General features: G+C 53.2%; 21 protein-coding genes. 4 read left to right on the top strand and 17 right to left on the bottom strand.

Features of this window, described 5'->3' with window-relative positions; genetic code table 11:
* Positions 1-16: 16 nt before the first annotated feature.
* The 3 genes from ACAN56_RS15720 to ACAN56_RS15710 form a co-directional block, all read right to left on the bottom strand.
* Positions 17-2,422, bottom strand: coding sequence for a transcription initiation factor TFIID (locus ACAN56_RS15720; RefSeq protein WP_379144008.1), 2,406 nt, complete (start codon positions 2,420-2,422; stop codon positions 17-19).
* A gap of 4 nt (positions 2,423-2,426) precedes the next feature.
* Positions 2,427-5,816, bottom strand: a complete 3,390-nt coding sequence (locus tag ACAN56_RS15715) for a tubulin-like doman-containing protein (RefSeq protein ID WP_038586367.1) — start codon at positions 5,814-5,816, stop codon at positions 2,427-2,429.
* Positions 5,817-5,885: 69 nt separating this feature from the next.
* A complete protein-coding gene (locus tag ACAN56_RS15710) occupies positions 5,886-7,679 on the bottom strand; it encodes a vWA domain-containing protein (RefSeq protein WP_379144312.1) in 1,794 nt (597 codons plus the stop codon).
* A 246-nt stretch (positions 7,680-7,925) separates the two neighbouring features.
* Here ACAN56_RS15710 and ACAN56_RS15705 point away from each other — a divergent pair, with 246 nt between their 5' ends.
* The 3 genes from ACAN56_RS15705 (at position 7,926) to ACAN56_RS15695 (ending at position 10,887) form a co-directional block, all read left to right on the top strand.
* Positions 7,926-8,078 carry a hypothetical protein gene (locus tag ACAN56_RS15705; RefSeq protein WP_156130813.1) on the top strand — a complete coding sequence of 51 codons (153 nt, stop codon included), beginning with the start codon at positions 7,926-7,928 and terminating at the stop codon, positions 8,076-8,078.
* Positions 8,071-8,994 (top strand): hypothetical protein, encoded by a 924-nt coding sequence (locus tag ACAN56_RS15700; RefSeq protein WP_379144004.1) that lies wholly within the window; start codon positions 8,071-8,073, stop codon positions 8,992-8,994. Before ACAN56_RS15705 ends, ACAN56_RS15700 begins: the two co-directional genes overlap by 8 nt.
* A gap of 102 nt (positions 8,995-9,096) precedes the next feature.
* On the top strand, positions 9,097-10,887 hold the full coding sequence (locus ACAN56_RS15695) for a hypothetical protein (RefSeq protein WP_379144002.1): 1,791 nt from the start codon (positions 9,097-9,099) through the stop codon (positions 10,885-10,887).
* A gap of 97 nt (positions 10,888-10,984) precedes the next feature.
* Here ACAN56_RS15695 and ACAN56_RS15690 read toward each other — a convergent pair whose 3' ends face one another.
* From ACAN56_RS15690 to ACAN56_RS15665, 6 genes are all read right to left on the bottom strand, one after another.
* Positions 10,985-11,344, bottom strand: coding sequence for a DUF948 domain-containing protein (locus ACAN56_RS15690; RefSeq protein ID WP_379143999.1), 360 nt, complete (start codon positions 11,342-11,344; stop codon positions 10,985-10,987).
* Between the two features lie 101 nt (positions 11,345-11,445).
* Positions 11,446-12,450, bottom strand: a complete 1,005-nt coding sequence (locus ACAN56_RS15685) for a phosphotransferase (RefSeq protein ID WP_379143996.1) — start codon at positions 12,448-12,450, stop codon at positions 11,446-11,448.
* Positions 12,451-12,506: 56 nt separating this feature from the next.
* Positions 12,507-13,346, bottom strand: coding sequence for a GNAT family N-acetyltransferase (locus tag ACAN56_RS15680; protein ID WP_379143993.1), 840 nt, complete (start codon positions 13,344-13,346; stop codon positions 12,507-12,509).
* Positions 13,347-13,388: 42 nt separating this feature from the next.
* Positions 13,389-14,138: a WecB/TagA/CpsF family glycosyltransferase gene (locus ACAN56_RS15675; RefSeq protein ID WP_038586350.1), complete on the bottom strand. Its 750-nt coding sequence runs from the start codon at positions 14,136-14,138 to the stop codon at positions 13,389-13,391.
* A complete protein-coding gene (locus ACAN56_RS15670) occupies positions 14,135-14,320 on the bottom strand; it encodes a hypothetical protein (protein WP_038586347.1) in 186 nt (61 codons plus the stop codon). The genes ACAN56_RS15675 and ACAN56_RS15670 overlap by 4 nt, the downstream gene beginning before the upstream one ends.
* A 143-nt stretch (positions 14,321-14,463) precedes the next feature.
* A complete protein-coding gene (locus ACAN56_RS15665) occupies positions 14,464-15,240 on the bottom strand; it encodes a Cof-type HAD-IIB family hydrolase (RefSeq protein ID WP_038586345.1) in 777 nt (258 codons plus the stop codon).
* A 242-nt stretch (positions 15,241-15,482) separates the two neighbouring features.
* On the opposite strand from ACAN56_RS15665, the gene thyX reads away from it, so the two are divergent.
* On the top strand, positions 15,483-16,190 hold the full coding sequence (gene thyX, locus ACAN56_RS15660) for an FAD-dependent thymidylate synthase (RefSeq protein WP_038586341.1): 708 nt from the start codon (positions 15,483-15,485) through the stop codon (positions 16,188-16,190).
* Here thyX and ACAN56_RS15655 read toward each other — a convergent pair whose 3' ends face one another.
* From ACAN56_RS15655 to ACAN56_RS15620, 8 genes are all read right to left on the bottom strand, one after another.
* Positions 16,191-16,586, bottom strand: a complete 396-nt coding sequence (locus ACAN56_RS15655; RefSeq protein WP_038586339.1) for a MerR family transcriptional regulator — start codon at positions 16,584-16,586, stop codon at positions 16,191-16,193.
* 37 nt (positions 16,587-16,623) lie between these two features.
* Positions 16,624-17,631, bottom strand: coding sequence for an alpha/beta hydrolase family protein (locus tag ACAN56_RS15650; protein WP_340894663.1), 1,008 nt, complete (start codon positions 17,629-17,631; stop codon positions 16,624-16,626).
* Between the two features lie 94 nt (positions 17,632-17,725).
* A complete protein-coding gene (gene dnaN, locus ACAN56_RS15645) occupies positions 17,726-18,862 on the bottom strand; it encodes a DNA polymerase III subunit beta (protein ID WP_038586336.1) in 1,137 nt (378 codons plus the stop codon).
* A 29-nt stretch (positions 18,863-18,891) separates the two neighbouring features.
* Positions 18,892-19,125, bottom strand: a complete 234-nt coding sequence (locus tag ACAN56_RS15640; protein WP_379143988.1) for a ribbon-helix-helix domain-containing protein — start codon at positions 19,123-19,125, stop codon at positions 18,892-18,894.
* A gap of 247 nt (positions 19,126-19,372) precedes the next feature.
* Positions 19,373-20,830: an MFS transporter gene (locus ACAN56_RS15635; protein WP_379143985.1), complete on the bottom strand. Its 1,458-nt coding sequence runs from the start codon at positions 20,828-20,830 to the stop codon at positions 19,373-19,375.
* The gene (locus ACAN56_RS15630) at positions 20,827-21,465 is read right to left on the bottom strand and encodes a cysteine hydrolase family protein (protein ID WP_340894668.1); all 639 of its coding nucleotides are present in this window, start codon (positions 21,463-21,465) and stop codon (positions 20,827-20,829) included. The genes ACAN56_RS15635 and ACAN56_RS15630 overlap by 4 nt, the downstream gene beginning before the upstream one ends.
* 38 nt (positions 21,466-21,503) lie before the next feature.
* On the bottom strand, positions 21,504-22,541 hold the full coding sequence (locus tag ACAN56_RS15625; RefSeq protein WP_379143983.1) for an ABC transporter substrate-binding protein: 1,038 nt from the start codon (positions 22,539-22,541) through the stop codon (positions 21,504-21,506).
* 43 nt (positions 22,542-22,584) lie between these two features.
* Entirely contained in the window at positions 22,585-23,472 is an 888-nt protein-coding gene (locus ACAN56_RS15620) for an ABC transporter permease (protein WP_038586324.1), read from the bottom strand.
* Positions 23,473-23,500 lie beyond the last annotated feature (28 nt).

Raw genomic sequence — 23,500 nt, 5'->3', positions numbered from 1 at the left:
TGCCTGTGCCTGTACCTTAGCGCAACTCCGGGAGCTGCTCAGCTTCAACGCCGTGGAGCCGGTAGCCGCTTGTGGCGTAGGTCTCATAGTAGACCTTGCCGTTGCGGTAATAGAGCAGGTCCTCCAGATGGAAACCGCCCATCAGGTTCAGCTTCTCGACTCCGCTCCGGCGTTGCTCATGCACAAAGCCGAGCCGGTAGATGCGGGTCGTCTCGTCTGCACCGAAGGCGTAGCGCAGGAACTCGGATCCACTGTCGCCGAAGAAATATTTCTCCTCATGCCGGTGCTCCTGCGTGTATTCGAACAGGCGGACATTGATGTTCGCCTCCTCTTCCAGGCTCCGGTACAGCCGCTTGAACAGCTCCTCCTTGGACACGATCTCGCGGTTCTCATAAGCGGCCGCGACGTTGGCCCGCCGCAGCAGCTCTTCCTCAAAAGGCAGCGCGAACGGCTCTGCCGCCAGCAGTTCCCTCCGGCAGATCTCAATCAGCCGTTCCGCGACTGCCGCTCCGCCTTGCTTGAGCAGTTCCGAGAGGCTGCCCATAAAGCGCTCGCTGAAGAAGATGCCGGCACCACGGCGCGCTTCCATGTCCTTCATGACCTCTTCCGTGACGGTACGGTAATACTCCATAATGTTCCGGTCCACCGTCTCGTTGCTGCGGCCGATGCTATTCAGTGCAAGACTGCGCAGCTCTTCCTCCAGCGCCTCCATTGTCTGCACCTTAGCCTTGCTCTCCAGGTGCAGCTGTTCCAGTGCGGCATCATATCGGAGGCAGAGCGCAAGCTCGCTCTCAAGACGCAGAATCTCGTACTTTCCGCCATAGACCCGTTCAAATAAATAATGAATGAAATTGCGCACCGTCCGTTTATCCAGCAGCGGCACCCGCTGGAACGGCTGGCGCTCCACGCTTTCCGCGTAGAGCCGCTCCAGCTCCTCCTGTGCGGAGGATAACGCTGAGCGCAGGCCGTTCATATGCTGGCGCAGCGCATGCAGCACACTGCCGCCGGCTTCGCCCTGCCCGGCGGTCCACTCCGCCAGCTGATAGAACGTCACTGGCGGAACCGCCGTCTCCTGGGCCGCCAGAACAGCGTCCCATTCACGGGCAGGATTTACGGCTGCTGTGCGTCCGGCGGATACCTCCGCAAAGTTGCGGCGGAAATAAGCCTGCCCGCCGTCACCGAAGAGCAGGTCCTCCGCTTCGCGCAGCGACAGCTGCTTCAGTTCGCTGAAGGACGGTCGTCCGTGGCTCATCAGCCCGGTCATTTCCGCAATTCCGGCTTCATCCGGCAGCAATGCCGCCGCACGTTCACGCAAGGCCTCCGGGTTTAGCCCAAGCAGCGACTGCCGCTCACGCAGACTCCATGCAGCGCTGCCTCCGCGCAGTTCTTCCGCAAGATAGCGGAAAGCGTGGTACAGCACCGTCAGCGCAATCTGCTTATTGGGTCTGCGAACGGCGGAAAAGCCGGCGGATGCATACCCCTGCCTTCCCGTACTGCCCCTGATGCCGCTCTTAAAGGTCATATTGTTATAGCCGCCATGTCCAGTTGCGTGGTCCGTGGAAGGCCGCACACGGTTCTTCAGCAGGCTGATATGGGCGATAATCTCATAATTATCGTCCATGCCATGCGGGGACATCATCCCCCGCTCGTTCTTATCAGAGAGCAGATAGACGAGATCGAACAAGGCGGAGGGGCCATGGGCGACCGGAATAGACAGCCCTTCTTCGGTTACAAGCAGCGGCGCTTTGAACGTATAGTCCGTAAGCTGCATCCCGTCCAGCTCACGCAGAAAAGCCAGCCCTACCGAACTGGAATACCCGAAATTCTCCCCCTGCTCCCGCTCGTTGATCAGGGCGTAAAGGTCGGTCTGCACCGACTTGAACGACTGCCCGAGCACTGCTCGGGCCAGCAGGGCAACTTCCGGCAGCAGCACATTAAGCGGGTCATCGACCCGCGTAATGATGGACAAATGGATGACGTCAAAGGAAGAATACAGCCGCCCATAATCCGCTATGCTGTTGCCGAGCTGCCGGAGGGTCCGGTTCATCCCAGCCAAATAACGGCTGTCTTCGTGAAATTCGCGGTAGATGTCATGGCGGACCGTGCGGGGATCGCGCCCCGCCGTTTCCGGCAGGGCCATGCTCATCACCCGCTCCCTTCCGCCTTCACCGCCCTGCACCTGACTGTGGCCCTGTTCCTTGCCGCCTGCAGGCGCTGCATGCAGTGCCATCACGCCGCCGGCATTATCCCATTTCCGTTCGCAGCTGTCCAGCACCGGTCCAATGGCCGGTGATACCTTGTCGCCCAGGAACAGAAACAAGGCCGGGTAATGGATGCTGCTGCGTCCATCCCCTTTGCTGCGCTGCGCCTCTTCCTGTGCCGCATATTGCTGGGCATAACTTAATGCTTGTGCTTTAATCATAGGCTTACTTCAGCTTTCTGCGGATGCTGCCAAGCTTGCCGGTCAGGCTCTTGTAGAAGCTGTACATTTCATCGCCGTCCGCATGCTCCACCCGCTCATATTCCAGACTGTCACGCGCCTCCAGGAAGGAGACATACATGCCTTCCAGCTTGTAGAGCAGCGGGGTGACATCCTCCGCAGCGGTCATTTCACCGGCGCGGCGGGCCGCCTTGCGCAGCAGCAGACTGCGGCTCTTCTCATCCAGCGAGCGGAAATGGCGGTATACCGCATACTCCACATAGCTGCGTTCCTTCATTAAGTTGGCAAAGGGTTCCCAGGCATCTTCGTCCTCGTCACGGTCATAGACGTAAAGCGCGCCTTTTTTGGTGATCGTATCGGTGTACAAGGCTTCGATGAACTGATCCAGCCATTTGTCTTCGTCGATATATTGATGCAGCAGTGCCTCAAGCTCAGCCGCCTTCGCGGTCAGCGCCTCGTACTTCGCCAGCTCTTCACGCACACGGGTAATCAGCTGCGGGGAACGGATCAGATTCTCCTGGGCCAGTTCCTTATTAATGCTGCCAAAGATATCCTTGATCCCTTCGCGCTCCAGCCCATTCTGGCGCAGCGCCTTCAGCTCGTCGGTTGCCTTCTTCACTTCACCAAGATTCGGACGCGAGGAGTCAAGCTGCAGATCATAGCCGCTCAGGAATTTAGCCAAGTCGAACGGCTTGGTGAACACGACCGAGAACCGGCTGCTCGTATTTTCATCCAGCCCTTTTTCGATAATAACCCCGCTCTCCAGTGCTTTCGCGAAATCGGCGCGAACTCTGGCGTTGTAATCACGCACACGGGCGTTGACGTAGGTATCGCCCCATGATTTTTCCGGAATCGGGGACGGCAGGTAGGTCCAGTTGTTCTTGTCAGTCATCACCAGATGGCGGCCGATGCCTTCCTTGTCGAGGATGGTCCGCTCATAGTTCTCCTCGAACACCCGCAGCGGCGTATACACAAACAGCGGTACCCCATTGCGCGTATTCAGCCAGAAAATCCGGTTCTTCACCTGGCTTTCCTTGATCGTAAACTGCGATTTGCCCAGCGCATTATTCTGATAATTGCGGATCCCCTTCAGGATGCCCGGTGCCTTAACCGGCACAGATACGAATCCCCACGACGGGAAGTGCAGGCTGCCGGAGCTGTTGCTGAGATGGAAAATCGGCACGGCGTCCTCATCCAGGCGTCCGGCGATAATCCGCTCCACGAACTTATCCAGCGGCTCCTCGCGGCCGTATTTCATGACCAGGAAATCCTCCATCGAACGGGTAATGAGATCGCCGAACTTATCGCTCAGGAATTCGGAGATGGAACGCACAATGTCGATCTCCTGTTCTTTGACCCAGCGGCCGGAATGCTTCAGCATTTCCCGCGTGAAGTCACGGATCAGGTCATCACCGTCCTTCTGGTCCATTACCTTCGAGATCGTCGCCGAAATATCCGGCACATTGACGATATTCCAGTAGTAGGTTTTGTTGCCTTTATGGTCGGCCTGCTCTTCACCGTTAATCAAAATATCGCCGTTCTTCTCAAAGATCGTGCTGAGCGCACTGAGAATCTCCGTAAACACACCATAAATCCGGTTGTTTTCTTCATTCAGAAGCTCAAACAGGTCCTCGTAGAATTCGATCATCTGCTCCGTGCGCTCCACATCAGCATGCAGCCAGTACTCGTTGATTTTGGCTTCGATATAGGCGTTTTTCTTCTTTTCCTTGGAGACAAAAGCGCTCCGCGCATCTCCCAGCTTCTCTTCCGCACTCTCCTGCGCCGTCTCGATATCGCGCGGAAGTCTCAGCAGGCTCTCGCGCAGCGCTTCGATATAGGACTGGATCAGCTTCAGAATACAAAAGCCCTTCTCGGTATAAAGCAGGCGAGAGACATAAAACGGTCCCTGCTCAGGATGAAGGAAGATACGCTCCAGCTCCTCACCGAAACGTCCGGTGATTTCGCCCGGCAACTGCTTCTTGGCCTTGATATATTCTTCACGCGCCCGGGACAGGAAGTTCTGCTCCAGCTCCGTATCCATGTCGACCACCTGGTTCTTGATCACATTGGCATGGCCCAGACGTTCACTGTTCTGGTAGCCGGGCAGCGGCTCCGGCACGCGGGATTCAAAGGTTTTGATCATGGTGTCGAGGTCGATGCCCAGCTTGCGTGCCAGCTTCTCCACATCCTCCTGCCCCGGTGCCTGCTGGAACATCTTGTCCATCTTGTCGAACAGGCGGAAAGCCAGATAGGTGGTCATTTCCTCAATCGGCAGAACGGCGGAAGAGGCTCCGATAATGTTGTATTCATAGTTGGCCGGATAGGTCTTGTTCATCTGCGCAATGTTCGTGCGGATGTTGCTGATATAGTCGTGGATCGCAAATTCCTCACCCGACTGCTTTTCCTCGCTGGCCATAAAGTTCGTGATATTCTCCGCAGTTACATTCATGCAATAATCATAGGCGTTCTCCAGCAGCTTGCCTTCGGTATTGGTCGCCGAGATCAGATGGCACAGATTGAACGGAGGCAGCGGCGAATTAACCGTCAGTATATTGCCGTATTGCTGGCGGAACCGTTCACCCCGGCTGTCCACATTCATCCAGTAATCCAGCTCTTTGAGCGCCGCATACCCGTTCTTGCGGATATATTCGCGCGTATGCTCGCTGAGGCTCTTGTTTGCCAGGTTCACGTCCGGCGTGAACAGATATCCCAGTGTGTTCACCCGGTCAACACCGGCCGCGCCGTAGTCGCGTTCAATAATCCCGCGCACGATATAAGCAATATCAAGGAACGAGCCGCTTCCTGTTCCCCCGGACAGACCGGTGAGCAGGAATACCATCAGCTTCTTGCTGGTGCCGACGGACAGCGTCTTGATCTTCTTGTCGATGGCGCCCACAACCTGGTTGATCTTCGTAAACAGCAGCAGCCGTCCAGCCTGGCGTACCCCTGCGGCTCCGTTCATTCCGTCGGTAATGCTCAGCTCCGGTGACAGCCATTCTGTAATATACGGGTCGAGAATACTGCGGTTCTGCAGCAGTCCGCCGATCTCGGCATTGGCCAGCAGCACAAATTCATTCTGCGGATCGAGGCCGATGCCTTTGTATTTTTTACCGCGGTCCTGCTCATTGGTCTCAAATGCCAAAAATTCCACATTGTCCGGCTTGTCGCGTTTCTTCTTGGAGAGCGGATCTTCCGGCAGCTTGAAGCGGCGGTTGATCTGGTATTTCAAGCGCAGCAGGGCATCAATGCCCGTGCCGCCGAGGCCGATGATCAGGATCGGATTATCGATCGTGTCTACTCTGATTTTGTCGCTGACGATCCCTCCGCCAAGCGATACATCCAATTGCTGAATATGCTCTCTCACTACCGGTTTCATAGGTTTTCCCCCTAGTCAATTTGAAAAATTCCAGTTACAGGAACTCCCCATACCACTAACTTCTCAGCCTTATATTAAATACTCCAGCAAAATCGTCTTATCTACCGTCTGCAGCGCCACGGAAATACGGTCGCCGCTCTTCAATTCTAGTCCGCGCGAGGTATCGGCCACACGGCCCGATCTTTCCACGGATATACCTTCCCCGCCGCGCAGCAGCAGGCGGTCATTCTTGCCCGGTGTGAAGACGAGCTTCTCGCTCTCCTTCAGCTCTGGTGCCAGCTGCAGCAATTGGTGAAGGGTGAATTTCCCCCGGAACGCCGAAAGCTTCTTGTACTGTGGATAGGTCTTCTCTCCGGTATTCCCGTCGAGTACCTCCACCACCATCTGCCCTACAAAACCTCGGGTCGAATTCTTGCGCAACAGCCAGAACGCAACAGCCGCAGCGAGCAGCAGCACGATGCCCCCAATGATAAAATATGGCGTCTTTGAGGAAGACTTCTCCAGAGCAGGTTCTTCACCACCCGGCTTTGTTCCCGCTGCCGGTGGGCTTGTAGCAACCGTCCCCGTCTTGGCGTTGATCTTGAGCACGTCACTCTCACGGTAGAAGCTGCTCTCCTCCGCCCGGACCTTCAGCTCATACTCATGGCTGTCCTTGAGTTCAAAGGTGCCTTTGAAGACCGCTGCGGAGTTATCCAGCGGAATCTCCTGCACATCGCCTGTATCCAGATCCGTGGCGAGCAGTACCGCCTTCATATCTTGATACAAATTACTGAGCGTTACCTGAGCACCATTGCTGAACAGGTGCGAGGAAATCTCAACTTTATCGCCCTTCTTGTAAGTTGCGGCGGAAGGCAGCGCATCGATCTTAAGCTCCAGATCATAGTTGAATACGAGATTGATATCGATCTTATCCTTCGGCACACCCTTCACCTGGAGCTTCCAGTCCCCCTGCTCCGGTGAGATCAGCTTGATCAGGCTATAGCTGCTCGATTTGGACAGCAGGACATCGTCCGACGGGATAGCTATAGACTTCCCCGAAGGATCCGTCAGCTTCGCGGTAACCGGCTGGGAGGACATAATGGATATATTCGCTTCCAGCACACTGCTGTTAGGAACATTGACCGTAACCTCCTGATAGCTTCCGTTCGCCGTAATCGACTGTACAGGCACGACCTTCAGCTTCAAATGGCTGGCAAAAATTTCACTTAGGATCTGCGGCAGATCATCGGCCGAATCCGTTGTGAATGCCTTGCCGCCTGTCTTGTCAGACAGGCCTGCCAGAATTTCTTTATTCAGCTTGCCATCAGCATTGAGCCCTATAGTATAAACCGGGTATCCTTTCTGCTTGGCTGTTTCTATGGCAGCATCCAGTTCCTGATCCGACTGGCTCTGGGTCCGGCCGCTTGATTCATCCAAATCATTGTTGCCGTCAGCCAGCATGACGATCATTGGCTCATGACCCGGGTCACTGCCGTTCTCCAGCACCTTGACGGCCTCTTCCATCCCTACGGCGATATCCGTATACGCCCCGCGGCTTAAACCGTCGATGAAATCCTTGAGGTCCTGCTTGTCGCTGGCAGAGCTGATTTGCAGCAGCGCCTTCTCCCGCTGCACCTTATCGGTGTAGGCTACGATACCAACCTTATCGCCTTGGGCAGACAGCATATCTATAAACATTTTCATCGCTTCGTTCGCGATCTTGTTCTTGTCACTCTTATTCATGGAGTTGCTGACATCAATCAGCAGTACGGCGTCAATATGAGATGGCGCGGCAGATGTTGCAGCGCTGGCCTGCAATGACGCAAAGGGCGCAGCGGCCATGAACAGAATCAGCAGCAGTAAAGGCACAACACGCTGCAGCATCGTTGGACTTGTTCTTCTTAGGTGTAAATGTGTACGAAGCATAAAGATGGCTCCTCTTGTGTTATATTCGGGTTATGCGGCAGGGTAACGGTATAGCTAAAATCTGTAAATAGTATGCCATTATGATATAATTAAACCTTGTAAACTTCAACTTTAGGACCGCAGGACCGGCAACCGGGTGCATAGAATCGTCATTCTATCAGCCCCTCCAGACCGCTGTACTTCCAAGAAGAAAGGAAGAGTTCCATGATTTCATACGTCATTCTCGGGATTACGTTTCTATATGCCGTAATTCAGATCTCCTTGTATGCTTCACGCCAGCGCAAGCCGCTTACCCGTGACGACATTGACGAGAGGCTGCTCGCCGCACTGAATGGAGGCGATCCTGCCCGTGAATAAGAAGAAACCCGTAACTTTCCGGCCTTTCAAGGCTCCGCGTTATGCGCATGATAACCTGCGCGTCTGCCGCCATTGCGGCCGTTATACCGCACTAGGCGAAGAGCGCTGCGGCAAATGCGGACGTGCCGCCCTGACTCCGGTGGAGAAGCAGGCCACCTCCATCGCAGGACGCAAAATGCACACCCGCCTGCTGCTCATCCTGCTGCTCACCCTGGTCTCGGTCTATTTCGGCGAGAGCTTGCAGCAGATGGTGCTGTGCGCTGCCGGAGGAGTCGTTCTAGCCGGACTTCTATTCTATACGCAGCGGAAGGTAAGGCAGAACCAGAATCTTTATGCCCTCAATGAACTGCTGGGACGAAATATCATTAACATCAAGGAGGGCCTGGAAATCAACCGTCAGGAGGCTGTATCAGTACTGCGCGAGAATGATGTGCTGGCCTACGAGAAGCTGCGCGAAATTTCCATCCTGCTGCGCGGCGACCGGATTGCCCGCCAGCGTATTGCCCTTCTGCACGGTTTCCAGCTGCGTAAAGATATGTACCTGGAGCTTGAACAGCTGCTGCTGAAGGATTTCGAGCCACTGCTCGCAGAATATATCGGCGAAATCGCCAAGGTCCGCCCTGACCTTATCAAAGACCGTACGCTGCGCTATGTGAAGAATTATGAAGCTCAGATTCTTGAAATGGATAAAGGTGCGGCCATCCTGGTCGGTGTCGCCGGAGCGGCTGTACGCCTGAAGCGTTACGCGCTGCTCTACTCCGGAATGATCGGAAGATACATACAGGATCTGCCCAAGGACCGTTTCCTGCGCTTATCCAGGCTGATCTCCGCCAACCCCTATGAAGCCTGGAACGGCCTGGATCTTAAGGTGGCGGAAGTCCGTGAAGCCAAATACCGGTGGGACCCTGAATCTTGAGTAAAGTACTGCAATATTTAATAGTACTTTAAACAAGAAGAAGCGGCTGCACCGTCCAAAGTCAGGACGGTACCGGCTCCGCGAGAAAGGGGCTACTATAATATGACGTTTAAACAAGCCATATCCCTGCGGAATATATTGATCATTTTGTGTACATTCATCCTTATTCTGCTTGGACAGAAGGCATTTAGAATCGAAGACAAGATTAAGGCCGTGCATGAAGGCGACCGGCTGTATGCCGCCGGCGATCTGATTGCCGCAGAGAACCAGTACCGCCTGGCAGCGGCGAACCCTTCCATCCTCTATAAGGAAGACGAGGTTGCAGCGAAGCTCAAGGAGCTGGCTCCAATAACAGCGATCCGCAGCGGGCTCAAGACACTGGTATTAAAAGTGTCCCAGCAGCTGGATACAAAGGATTTTACCGGGTTCATGGAGAGTTATGCTGCTTTGCTTAGCCTGAAAACTGAGTATATGCAGCCGGGAGGGTCTTATGAATCCTATTATCGCCAGTTGTCGGCGGATTCAGGCCTTTCCGGCCAGTTCTCAGCCGGGTTCCAGCAGTTCAAGAGCCAGTTTCTTACCGAACTGGGGGCCAGTCAAAGCGGCAGCGGCAATGAAGACAGCGGGGACAGCTTCAAGTGGAATCTGCTGCGGATTCCCGATGCCTTTTATGGAGGGAGCCCAGCCAAGGAGAAGCTGCTGGCCGGGTCCTTCCAAGCTCATGATACGGTTAAGCTCAAGGAGCTGGCGGCGGCTGGAAGCTTCGATGCTCTGCTGAATTCCGCCTTGTCCATGATGGATGCCTACAACAGCCACACCTATAATGCCTCATGGGTACAGGAGCAAACTGAGGCCAGCGCAAAGAAGATGCTCAGCGGCGATCTGGACAGTGATTCCTATGCCGCCTTTACCGGGCATGCCGTAAGCTACCGCAAATATGCTGCCTCTGCCGGCATTGATTCATCCAAGGTGCTTACGTTAATAGACAGCAGCTTAGCGAAGCTGATGAAGAGCGCCGCACGTTTGGTCCGCGGCGGCCAATATGCTGAAGCGATCCAGCTGTACAGCGACCTCACCGGACTTCAGGACACTGCAGAAGACATTGCCGCCGCCAGGATCGCCTGGAATGCTGCGGAGCCTGTCCGCCTGCTACCGGGCGGTGAGGAGCAGGGCAAATATGCCCATGTTGTCTCCGTCACCGGAAGATACGGAGCCAAGGTGGCCGTAGCCGGAACAGACAGCAGCGGAGTCCTCTACTTTGCGGATATGAGCGAGGACGGGATTGTCTCGACAAGGACCGGTGAAGTCATTGCGGGCTTCGAGAATCTCCGCAGTCTTGCTTTTGATGATAAGCTGTCAGCCCTCTCCGAAGTGCCTGTGGTCGTCGCCGAGAGCAGCCGTGAGGATGGGCGCACCTCTTTTACTGCCTATCAGATTAAGCCGGAGGGAATCTCCCAACTCTTCTCGTTTGCCGGAAACAGCTATACGCTGCAGCCGGATGATCATGCTATTTACGTTGAAAATACAATTGTAGAAAATGGTGGAGACGGCCTGACCGCGGTATACCGATTAACAGAGGGCGTCTACCAGTTCTCCGAGATTCATCAGGAACAGGAATATCCACAGATTTCCGCTATCGAGCTGGAGCTTCATCACTTTGAGAAGGTTACCCTTCACTGCGATATATATATTGATTCTTCGGGCAGATCCGTTGCAAGCTCCGATGGACGTCTTATTGTCCTTCAGGGAAATACCGGATCGGTTACGGGGTTAGCCCTGGTGAGCGGTCAGTTCTTGAACAGTTTCGAATACGCAGAGACAGATACAGGAATGCAATACTTGCCCGTGTTCGTGGCAGACTCCTTGGAAAGCATGAGTGTAGTCCTCCCTTAAGCTGCCAATAATACTTCTATTAAAAAGACGTAAGAAAGTAACGGAGGATTGCCGTTAGTCTCTTACGTCTTCTTTTTCGGGGATTGTCCAAAAAAATCTATGATCGCCAAACAGCTGCAGCCTTCTTACGGCGTGCTGCGCTCCCGCTTCCCACTTTTCTTTTCCGGTTCAGCAGACGTTTATAACGCTTCTGCGTATACAGAACATCGGCGGCCGACGTAATCGTTTCCTTAACCTCACCGAGTACCTCTTTGGTCTCCTCTACGGATGCCTTCATCCGCTGCACCTCGGATTTCACACTATCCGACCGCATTTTCACCTCATCCTTAGTCTCCTGAATATTGGCCTTGATCTCATCCACCGGCTCCTTTAAGCCGTCTACCGAATGTTTGACACCATCCAGCGACTGCTTCAAGCCGTCGATACTTTTCTTAAGTTCTTTCAGCGGATTACCCAAACGTATCCCTCCTAATTTCCCTCTATATAAATTGAACTTATAATTCTTCTATTTTAGGATTGTCCGTGACTCCAGAGAATATTTGGACTTCCGGCCGCTGCTTATGAACTGAATAAAGGCTGGGTCACCATCTTCATGTATTTTAGCAAATCCGCTTTTGCCTGTTCATTATGCTCCCACACCCCAAGGTTCCAGCACATAAAACGAAGCCCCAGGTATCGGGAAGCTATGGAGAACAGCTTTGCATAACGTGGCTCTGGAATGTCTAAGCCGAAATTGCCCAGATAGGTCCGGTAAGCACTGGCCTGCTGCAGGCTGCCGCACCGCATCGGAATGTCCATGAACAGTGAGCCGTAGCGGGCTTCCTCCCAGTCAATAAAATACACGTTCTCATTGTTATGCACCAATACGTTGCCGGGATTAAGATCATTGTGGATCATCGTATGAGTGCTTGCATCATTGATCACAGCAGACATCTCCTCAACGATGCCATTGGCGGCTTCCTCTATTCCGGAGATGACATCCAACCCAAACGTCCTCTCAAATGCCGGATTGTCCTTAGCGAAATTCCACGAATATCTCCATTGTTCATTGATTATTTCTGCAATATAGGCCTCATCAACCATAGGCAGCCACGGCAAATCTTCCCTGCATCCCATATTGGCCCGATGAATATAGGCCAGCGCCAACATTTCTCTGTCCTGAATTGGTGCAATATCCAGCTTGGCGTAATCCGTATCAACGTCCACGTCCTGTATAACCAGCAAACTGCGGCCCTCGTTCAGCGGATAGTTCGACAAGCTGTACGGCACATTCGCTGCCTGTGAATATAATCTGGACAGTGCCGACCGCTCAATAAAGGTGGCTTGCTTGGAATACAGGTAGATGCCCGGTACCTCAAGAGAGATAGTTGTTGCTGTTCCGGTGGGACCGGTTTCATTTTCAGCTGTCATTTTCCAATTTATTTTATGCCGCGACAATCCAACTGCCTGTGATCCCGCGCCTACAGGAATATTCTCAATACCCAGTACTTGAATATCCGGGGAAATGAAGCAGTATATTGTATCTTTTATCAGTTCGGTCAATTTACTGTTATCTATACTCATAGGTCATCTTCCTTTGCAACGAATACAATAGCGATAATCATGAACAAAAGCTCTTTCTAGCGGCGGTAGGTATGCTCGGCAAAACAGGCGGTTTCAACGAAGTGATTTCGCTCATAGAGTCTCTTTGCTCCGGCATTGCTTCCGGCCACCCGCAAAAAAATATTCCCGTCACCCTGCTCTCTCATACGGTTGATGCAGTGCTTCAGAATAATTCCGCCATACCCGCGGTTCTGGTAATCCGGCGCTACAACAATATCGCGGATATATTCCCCTTCCGTAATATAAGCACCCACTAAAGAGCCTCGTATCCAAAACGAACGGACCCGGGACTCCGCTTCGTAAGCGGCAAGTGTCGCCAAAAAGGGTTCCGGCTCCCGCCGGTACTGGTCCGTGTCCCAACCGTTATCTCTATTCAACTGCTCATACGCCCCATCAAACAAGGCAATAAAGGACTCCAGCATCTCCGGCGTAAATCCCCCTTCCTGCAATAAAGAAGCGGGCTCCGCTTCAACCGGATGGTTCCCGGCATACCTCAGCTGATAACCCTCGATGTCTGATGAAAACCCCAGCCCTCTCACGAACTGAACGATCTCCGTATTTCTCCCGTATACATTAAAGCAGATCTCCCTCTCTTCGCTTGCCTGTAAATAGGGGTTAATCTCGCTCTCCATCACCTCCAATAATACATCGGGCTGGCCGCACTGCCTGAAAACTGCATAGGCAATGACGCAATCCGCTCCCTCCACCAGACAGAAGACACCTTGATTGGGACCTGATTCCCCATAGTACATAACCGACACAGCCCCATCGGCAAAAGCAGCCCTAACATAACCTTCCGCTCCCGACGAAATCATTGAAATCAGTTGCAGGATCTTATTAAATTCCGTCTCATCCATCTTCCTTCCGCCCTCACAATCTGTTATCGTTACGAATCCCCGTCACTTTCTGAGCATTGTCCGGTACACAAATTTGGGCAACGCGGACTGCCTGCGCCAGCGGGATTTCTGTCCTTTGGCAACGGGAGCGAACAACAACCGGTGCGCCCATTCCAGGTTAAGCTTCTTCCAGATCACCGGTGCCGGCTTCACTTTTCCCGAGATTACGTCCAGGCTGCCGCCAACTCCAAAAACAAGCTTAACGCCAGTCAGCTCCTGCTTATGCTTATACAGCCATTTATCCGAATACGGTGCGCCCATGGCAAGAATGAGAACATCCGGCTTGCTGCGCTGAATGTCTGCAAGTATCCCCTGCTCCTCTGCTGCATTAAAAAATCCATGATGCCTGCCGGCAATCTTCACCTGCGGATAGGAGGCGTTAATCTTCTCTACGGCCTGTCTGCTGGTGATTTCATCGGTTCCCAGGAAATAAAAGCTCCAGCCCAGCTCATTGCCCTTCTCCAGCATCCTGAGCAGCAGGTCATAGCCTGTTACCCGCTCGGGGATCGGCTCGCCTTTTCTTCTGGCAGCCAGTACGATGCCGATCCCGTCAGGCACGATTAAGTCCGCCGAGCTGATGATTTCCTGAAGCAGTTCATCGGTCTGACTGGCTAACGTAATCTCCGGATTGGCCGTTATTAGATGAAAGAGCCTGTCCTGTTTATTCTGAACTTGCTCGGCTAACCGAAGCGTAGTTTCCTCAAGCGTCAGCTTGGAAAATGGAACACCTAGAATCGAAACGATATCATTCATAAATTATTTCCCTCCCAGTCCTCCAGCACATTCCAGCCCATCGCAGGTTCTCCATGGAAGGAGTGCAACGAGCCTACATAAACATGGTTGTTATGAATCCCTGTCTCCAGGTAATGCCGCATCACTTCTTGCGTTGAGGCGGTTACATGCTGATCGGCAATTGCACTGCGATCCACCCACAAGAGCCGGCCTTCTTCACTTTCAATTAAGGTGCTATCTGCCAGACCGCTTTTGCAGAAGCAGCACCTCCTGTTTATCATTAAATAAGAAAGCTACTGCCATTGGTCTAATCCGCACCATCATCTCTCCCCTAAATGGACCCTATTTAAATGACACCATACTTTTGCAGAGCGTAAGCAATCCCTCCTTCACTCGCCTTTTTAGTGACGAAGTCTGCTTTCTGCTTGAGCTGCTCTCCTCCATTGCCCATGGCAATTCCTAAGCCTACATATTCCAGCATATCGATATCGTTTCCCCCGTCTCCAAAGGCGACAGCCTCGGCAGGAGATAACCCGAAGTGCTCCAACACCTTGCGGATCGCCGTTGATTTGGAGACCTCTGTTTCTTCCAACACATTCATCACATAACCGTGGAACCGGACAAACCGGAGCCTCGGGAACTGCTCTATGTATTTTTGGGCTTCATGTTCATCCGCATATAGGCACATGCAATATATTTCTTCGGACAACGAACCCATAGTTTCAGGATATTCCGTAAGACTTAAAGTCTCCTGGAGCGCCCTCTTCATCCGGTCATCTTCGAACCCGAGGCCGTTCATCGTGAGCAAATCGGTGAAATAAGATAAGCCATGTCCATTATTTCCGGCAAATACCGAGAGCTCGCGGACCGTCTCACTCTTCAGCAGCGACTTATGAATCACTTCCCCATTGCTTTGGACAAGTGCTCCGTTCGCGGAAATAATGGTATCCACACCAAGCCCTCTGAACTCTTCGCACAGACTGTACGGCCTTCCTGTAGCGACCACGACCTTTATTCCTTTCGCAGCCAGCGTTCCAAGCGCTTCTTTGGTGCTGGACGGCATACATCCGTCAACTTCACTTAAGAGCGTGCCATCCACGTCAAAAAACACTATTTTGTACATCCTCCAGAACCACTCCCTGATTCATGCGCTATGAAGAGTATCCTCGCACTCCAAATATTTACATACTCATTCTCACCATACCAGCAACTTGGACTTCAAATCAATGGAGAATGTATCTTTAGTGATTTCAGATTAAGTGGTAACGGACGAACGCAACACAAAAGACACCCTAAGGGTGCCTTGTTTGCAGGAAATGCCACCTGCACAGAGGAATAAGAATAAGAGAAAAAAATTGGAGGTAATTGCTCTTGAATATTGATGTTCTCGATAAAGGTTATGTCCGGCTGGTGAATCATATGGGTTCCGATCTCACCGTTGTTAATGCGGCGCGGGTATCCTATGCCAAACAGTCGGATGCACTCACAGAAAAAGATCTGCGGCTCATTCAATTTCTGGCCAGAGAAGGACATACTTCCCCCTTCCGCCATGCCGTGATCCAATATGAAATCTATGCTCCGCTTATGGTCGCCAGACAGTGGTGGAAATACGTCATCGGCTCGGCCCATTATGAAGGAACCGGTGACAGCCTGGAGGCCTGGAATGAATCAAGCCGCAGGTATATTACGGAAGAACCCGCTTTTTATACCCCTGCCGCCGGGCAATGGCGAAGCGCACCCGCGAACTCCAAACAAGGCAGCGGCGATATCGTAGCCTGGGAGCTTGGAGAGAAATATACCCGGGAGCTCATGAACTATGTGGATTTGGGGATTCAGAAATATGAGGCTGCGCTGGCAGACGGAATCTGCGCGGAACAGGCAAGGCTGTTTCTGCCTGCCTATGGACTCTATGTCCGCTGGTATTGGACGGCTTCGCTGCAATCCGTAGCGCATTTCCTGAATCAGCGGCTGGAGCATGACGCCCAGAAGGAAATACAGGACTATGCCAAAGCCGTACTTGAGATTGTGAAAGCATTGTTCCCGGTGACGATTGACGAGCTGCTGTCCAAATAACTATTCCTTATCGTGAATGCGGAACGACTGCAAATAATTGTGGATATCCTCCTGAGGCGTCTCAAGCAGGCCTGCAAGCATGCTTTGAATGGAGCGCATTGCAGCAATTCTTTCATCGATTTCCAGTATTTTATTGCGGACCCGTCCCTTCAGCGTCTCGGCATCCATCTTTTGACCGAGCATTCCCAGCACTTCACGGATTTCTTTCAGCGAATACCCCAGGGATTTGGCATCCCTGATGAACTTGATCTTCACCAGATAATCCTCCGTATAAATCCGGTAACCATTTGCTACCCGCCCGGGGACAGGCAGGATGCCACTATCCTCGTAATAGCGAATGGTTGCCATGCTTACCCCGGATAATTTCGCCAGCTCTCCGCGTGTCATGCCCTCCATGACTGCTCCCCCCTGCCTTCTCAGTTTTATCTGCTGATTACATTCTCTTGCGGGTATACTCTTGATCAAACTTCACTTCGGGGGAATCGGCTGATGGCCCGTCCAGAAGAGATTGCGGTTTGTTGTTTAAATATTGATCGAAGAAGGCTCTCACATAAGATCTCGTAATATCAATATTTTGCACCGGATCGATATCTTTAGCGAACAGCGACGGCGACAGCAGCGCGATCTCCGTGAAGCTCTGATGAATAAAATGATCAACCGTCAGATAATAAGTGTCGCTCGTGCTTTTCGTCATAACTGATTTCAGATCGGGGGCAAACTCCTCGTAAAATACTTTGTCCTTCTTCGTCACTGACGGATCGAGACTTTGAGCGGTACCTCCGGACATCATGTACATAAACGGCTGCTGCAATCCGGTATGGGCAACCTCCCCCCAGAATCCGCCTTCCAGACTTACGCCTGCCTTGAACCGCTTGTCCTGTGCCAGCGCCTCCGCAGTTGTCGCCCCGCCATAGGAATGGCCGAATATTCCGGTCCGGTCCAGATCCAGTCTGCCCTGAAACAAACCGTTCGGATCCTGCGCATTCCATTCCGTAAGCGTGTCGAGTACAAAGCTGGCATCGGCTGCGCGAATACCTACTCCTGTGACATTATACTCATAAAGCTCTGCAGAGGTATCAAACTCGGGATCAGGTTCATAGAAGACCGAATGTCCATCCGGGAATGTGACCTTAGCCGATGTATAGGGATGATCCATCCCTACTACAATATAGCCGTGGCTGACCAGTTCCTCGATGGCCGTCATGCTCTGAAACCGGGTGGAACGAATGCCCGGCGAGAACAGTAAAACCGGATAGCTCGCCTCGGCTGCGGACAGCTTCGCTCCATCGACGACATGTGTAGGAATTTCGGTCACATGACTGAACAGCTGCTTGGGCAGGCCAAATACCAGACTGATAGCTTCTCCGAGCTCGGAAGGATAATGCTCCTTCACCTTCCCCTCAGCCTCTTCCGGGTCCACCGGATACCAGACATTCACCATAAGCTGAAGAACAGCAATGATTGCGGATAAAGCATAAACCCTGAAGTATACTTCAAGGTCAAGGTGCCAGCGATATGAAGTTTATGCACGCGGCTCAATCATGGGTCCTTACAGGAGTGATCAGGAATAGCGCGGGCGAAAGCGGGTCTGTAGTCAGGATGACCACCGGGCTTTCCTTCCCTGTGTATCTTACTCTGAGGGACCCGCTATCCAGGCAGCGCAGGATATCCAGCAAAAATCTGCCGTTCAGCGCGATGGTGAAGTCATCCCCCTCCATGGCTTCCAGGTTAATTTCGTCCCGGACCTCTCCTATGTCCGACGTACCGGATAATAAAACCAACTTGCCGGAAGCCGCTGTAAGCCGAATGATGTTTCCGCCTGCCAGTACGGACACCCTTTCAACTGCTTGCAGGAAACCATAGGGGCCAATGAGCAGTTCAGATTTGCAGGATTGTGGAATCACATTTTTTACGGCTGAGGGGAAGACCCCCTCAATGAGGACGGACTGTACATGCAGCTCATTTGCCGTGAAGCTGATTTGATGTCGGCTCACTGCAATTTCCGTTGCGGCTTTGTCGTCGCTAAGCATCTTTACGATTTCATTTATATTTTTAGCAGGCACAATAACATTCGTTCCGTTGTTTATGTTATACCCGGTATGCAGCGTGCGGGAAGCAAAACGGATTCCGTCCGTTGCCATCAGGCTGAGATTTTCCCCGGTAAATTCAAAAGAAACTCCCGTCAGTACCGGTCTGGAATCGGATGTGGAGGCAGCCACGCACACCTGTCTTATCGCCGATCGCAATACGTCATTTTGGATTTGAAACTTGCAGGCAGGCTCAGCATCAGTGGAAGGGGAGTGTACAGGCGGGAATTCCGCAGGGTCCAAACCGCATAACCGGACATGCGAATCGCCTGAAGTGATGCTTAGGATAAAAGGTTCTTCGCTCTCAAAAGCTATCCACCCGGCATGAAGCCTGCGGATGATCTCACTTAAATAACGGGCCGGCACCACAATTCCGCCGGTTCTTTGCACATTCATCGAGTCCTTATCCTCGGGAACCCTGTACTGGATGGTCATACTTGTATTGCTTGCCGTGAACACCAGAGCCTTCTCATAAGCCTGAATATGTATTCCTGACAGAATTGGATTTGGGCTATTCGCAACAACAGCCTTAAGGACATGCTGCAGAGCATGAAGCAGTGATTCCTTTGTCACATTGACCAGCATTGCCCTCACCTGTCCCTTGTAGTGAATGATTATGAATAATAAGCAGTAATGATATTCCGGATTATTTCCGAGCGGGATAATGCTGTAGCTGTACAATCTGCTTCAAGCTTGTTCCACAGCTCCTCCGGCAATGTCAGGGATACCTTTTTGGTGCACCCGATACCTTTCCTGCCTGCTCCCTCCCGGAGACCGCCTCTTCCAGACAAGAAACCGAGTTGACCGTCTTTGTTGGAGACACCAATTTTGATCGCATTATCGCTCATAGCATTTCACCTTTTCATTTGATTATAGGAACCTTTTTCATAATCTTGGTAATTTAATTCTAGCATACAGTCCACTCCCTGGCAATGCATGGAATGATCCGGAGCGGAATAGAACTGAGCTTGGCTGCGCTGATTCCAAGCCAAAAACCTCCGCCTGCCAAGGCGAAGGTTCATGGGTTAAGGCATAACCGGCTGATTTTGAGCGGATAGGCTAAGCCGGGAATTATATTTGGAGACACGGCAGGTTTCAGCGCGGCGACCAAGGCAGCTGCTCCACTCCCTTGTCCTTATTGCTGCGGCGAAGGGAATATAGCAGCCAGATACAGGAAATACCCACTCCCGCTGCACAGACCAGAAACACAGCCATGTACATTCCTCCTCCCGATCCGGAAGTGCCGCCGCCAATGACCAGACCGCCCGCTGCCGTGCCGAACATCATTCCGATATTGCGTGACAGCGCCAGCACACTGCTGACCCGGCCAAGCTGGGATTTCTTCGCCAGCCCCATGACGATACTGGTATTGGGCGAAGTCACCATCCCCATCGAACAGCCGAGCAGCACCACCGGCAGAATCATCGCTCCAGCTCCAAGCGCAGGGGCAGCGAAACCAAGCGCCAGCAGCGTCATGCTCATGAGCAGCAGCCCGGCCGTGAGGATGCCAAGCGGACCTTTGCGGTCCGCGAAGCCCCCGCTTATAGGAGCTGTCACCACAAGCGCGAGAGGGTATCCGATCATGATCAAGCCGACCAGCGCAGGCTCTGCACCGGCCAGCCGCAGCAGCGAAGGCAAAGCCAGCTGTGCGGCGAATGCCGCCATGTATGTGATGACCGTAATGGCAATTCCGGCGGCAAAGTTCCGGTCAGCGAATAGTCCAAAGCCGCTATCAGCAGACCGGCGGGATTGAGTAGTCGCCGCGGCTTCATCTGTATTCCCCTTACGGGAGGAGCGCGCATGTGCCGCAAAGCCTGCGGCCGTAACGGCTGAAGCTGCGAACAGCAGCAGCACCGGCAGAGACAGGAAGGACGAGCGGCCGCCGAAATCGAGGGCAATCATCAGCGAGGATAGGCAGGCCGCAAACCATACGGCTCCGCCAAGATCGAGCCGCCCTCCAGCCGTTTCGGTATCCTGCGGGATCAGCCGCTCAGCAAGCAGCCCTACACCCCCTGCCACTGCAGCAAGCAGCCAGAAGTTGCTCTCCCAGGAGAACCACTGGATCAGGAAACCTCCCAGCCCCGGCCCGGCCATGGAGCCTGCGGCCACAAAGGTACTCATCAGCCCAAGTGCCCGGCCCCGCTGCTCTGCGGGAAATACAGAGACAATAAGTGCCATATTTGTTGCCTGGTACATGGAAGCGCCCACGCCTTGAATCACCCTGAAGCCCAGCAGCATTACCGCATTTGGAGAGAGTGCGCAGCCCAGTGCGCCCGCCGCAAAAGCGAACAGACCGAAGTTATGCACCTTCCGCCGGCCAAGCCTATCTCCCAGCCGGCCCATCACGGGCAGCAGGACGGAGATGACCAGCAGATAAATACTGACCACCCACTGGGCAGAGGCTACCGGTATCCGCAGATCCGCCGAAATGTCGACCAGGGCGATATTGAACATCCCGGCGGAAAGATTGGACAGGAACGCCCCGAGACAGATGACAATCTTAACAGCTGAAGGGTTTACAACCCGCTTAGAAGTCGTGGCTGAGAAACTCATAGCGCGTTTTGCAGCGCAGATTGATGCCAGATGTTCCAGTTCTCCTCGACTTCCGCGACTGAAGCGACTACCCCGAAATAGCCCTTCATGTTCTCCAGCGTCATCTCATGCGCCGCCCGGGAATAGGAGGCACAGGCGTCCTCCGCCAGCACGATATGATAATCCAGCATAAAACCGTCCCGCGCCGTCGATTCCACGCATACATTGGTGCTTACCCCTGTCATGATAAGCGTCTCGATCCGCAGCGAGCGCAGCACAGAATCGAGTCGGGTATTAATAAACGCGCTGTACCGGTGTTTGTTGACCACAATCTCCTCAGGGAGCGGAGCCACCTCATAAAATCCGGCCCCCCAGCTCCCCTTGCGGCAGACTCCGAGCGAACCCCGCCCGGAACGCGAAGCCCACACAGGAGAGTCGGTCGCTTTTTCATGAAAGGTCTGGATAAAAATAACGGGAACCCTGTGCGCTCTGGCCGCATCAATCAGCGAATGCAGCCGCGGCATCATCGCCTTTACACCAGCCACATCGTTTCCGCCTGCGGCAAGCGCACCGTCCGGGTGGCAGTAATCATTCTGCACATCTACTATGACCAAAGCCGTCCGATCCGGCATAATCAAATCTGCTGTCAACTCCATCATCGTCACCTCTTTAGTTTTTGAAGGCCATGCGGCGCTTACTTCTCTGCGGTCTTCTTTACAAACTGCATATCGACAAGCCCGTCATACGTATATTCGCCTTTATAAATCCCGGTCTTGATCATTACATTCATATCCTTGTCCAGCGCTTCCTCCGAGATGATTCCGTCCGGACTCCAGAGCTGGTCTTCATAAGCGCGGTCAAGTGCCGCCTGCGCCGCCGTATCCGAAAGGGTCGGAAATTCGGCCTTCAGCACTTTCATCGCCATCGTCTTGTCCTCCTGGATAGCCTTTAAGGCTTTGACCACGGCGTTCACCGCCTTCTGCACCGTTTCAGGGTCCTTCTCAAGGGTAGATTTCTTCACGCTCAATACGGAATACGCATAATCGCCCATATCATGGAATTTATAAAATGGCTCGTCCCACACGCCTTTATCCATTCCATCGCTCATCTGTGGCTCGGCACCGTTCGCAATGTCCGCCGCACCTTGCTGAACCATAGCCACAACGGTTGAGCCGTCCGCCGGTTCCAGCAGACGTACATCCTTCTGCGGATCAAGCCCCAGCTCCAGCAGCAAATACTGGGTCAGCAGGTTCGGCGTTCCGCCATGCCGTCCGGCGTTGATTTTTTTGTCCTGAAGAAAGGCCTTTAGCTCTTCATCGGAGCTTCCTGCCGGAGCCGTCCCTTTCTTCGCCATCAAATACACATTGGCACGGTTGACGACATTGCTTACCGAAATGATCGGGTCCGAATTGCCGGTATTCGCCAGCGCATTGGATTCCGGACCGCCGATAACGCCCCAGGCATCCCCGCTGACCACCGAAGTCACATGCGTGCCGCCGGTAGCCTGCAGCATTTCAACCTCAAGCCCTTCTTCCGCAAAATACCCTTCGCGCTGCGCCACATACAGCGGCAGATAACCTGTATAATGCAGAGGTTCGGCAATCACAAGCTTCTTTAGACCTTCCTTGCCGGCTGCGGCTTCGGCGCTTTCCTTATTACTACAGCCCGCAAGCAGAATTATGGAAGAGACCAGCAGCAGGACGGCGGACAGCTTTACTTTTTTCAACTTCATGATTTGTTTCTCCCCTTTATCTTATGAAATAGAACAATCCGCCTTACGCCTTCTTCATTCCGTACCCTTTGGACAGCCACTTCTCCAGCAGCACCACTCCTGCATACATGACCATCGACAACACCGACAAGACCACTACCCCCACCCAAACAAGGTTGATATCAAGAATCGTCCCGGCATAAATGACCATCCGGCCAATCCCGTGACTGGAAGCAATAAATTCGCCTACAATGGCTCCAGCCAGCGAAAGTGCAATATTAATCCGCAGACTGCTGATCATCCAGGGCATCGCCCAGGGAATGACCACTTTTGTAAAGACCTGATGGCGTTTCGCGCCCAGCGAGTACATCAGCTTCTCCATATCCTTGTCCACACTCTGCACCCCGCTGTGTGCCGACAAGGCCGCAACCACCACCGTCATGGCAAAAGCCAGCGCTACCTTGGAGAAAAACCCGATGCCCAGCAGAATCACCAGCACAGGGGCCAGCGCCAGCTTCGGCATTGCGTTCAGCAGAATGAGGAACGGTTCGCTGATCCCGGCAAACCTCTTCGACCACCAGAAGGAAAGACCGAGCAGCGAGCCCAGCAGGGTTCCACCGATAAACCCCAGAATGGTGGAACTTGAGGTGTAGGCAATATCCTCAAGCAAAGTGCCCTCCGTAATCTGTGTCCAGGTCGTGCTAAGGATGCGGAGCGGGCTGCTCCAATAGTAGGAATCCATCCAGCCGATCCGTGTAAATAGCTCCCAGCAGAGTACAACCAGCAGCGCTACCGAGAGACGCCCGATGCTGATAATCCTGCCGGTCCGGCGCTTCACCGCCTCCTCGTCCTGAATGAACGGCTCCGCCTGCCTTTTGTCCGGCTTCACCGCGCTGTTCCCGGACGCCTCCAGCTTGTGAATGACATACCCTTTCTTCTGCACACTTTCCATCCTGTTTCCCCCTAAAAGTTTTGTGTGG

The organism is Paenibacillus paludis (assembly GCF_042610515.1).
Lineage (GTDB): Bacteria > Bacillota > Bacilli > Paenibacillales > Paenibacillaceae > Paenibacillus_AQ.
The sequence above is the reverse complement of the archived record's forward strand: the minus strand, read 5'-3'. Positions and strand labels throughout refer to the sequence as shown.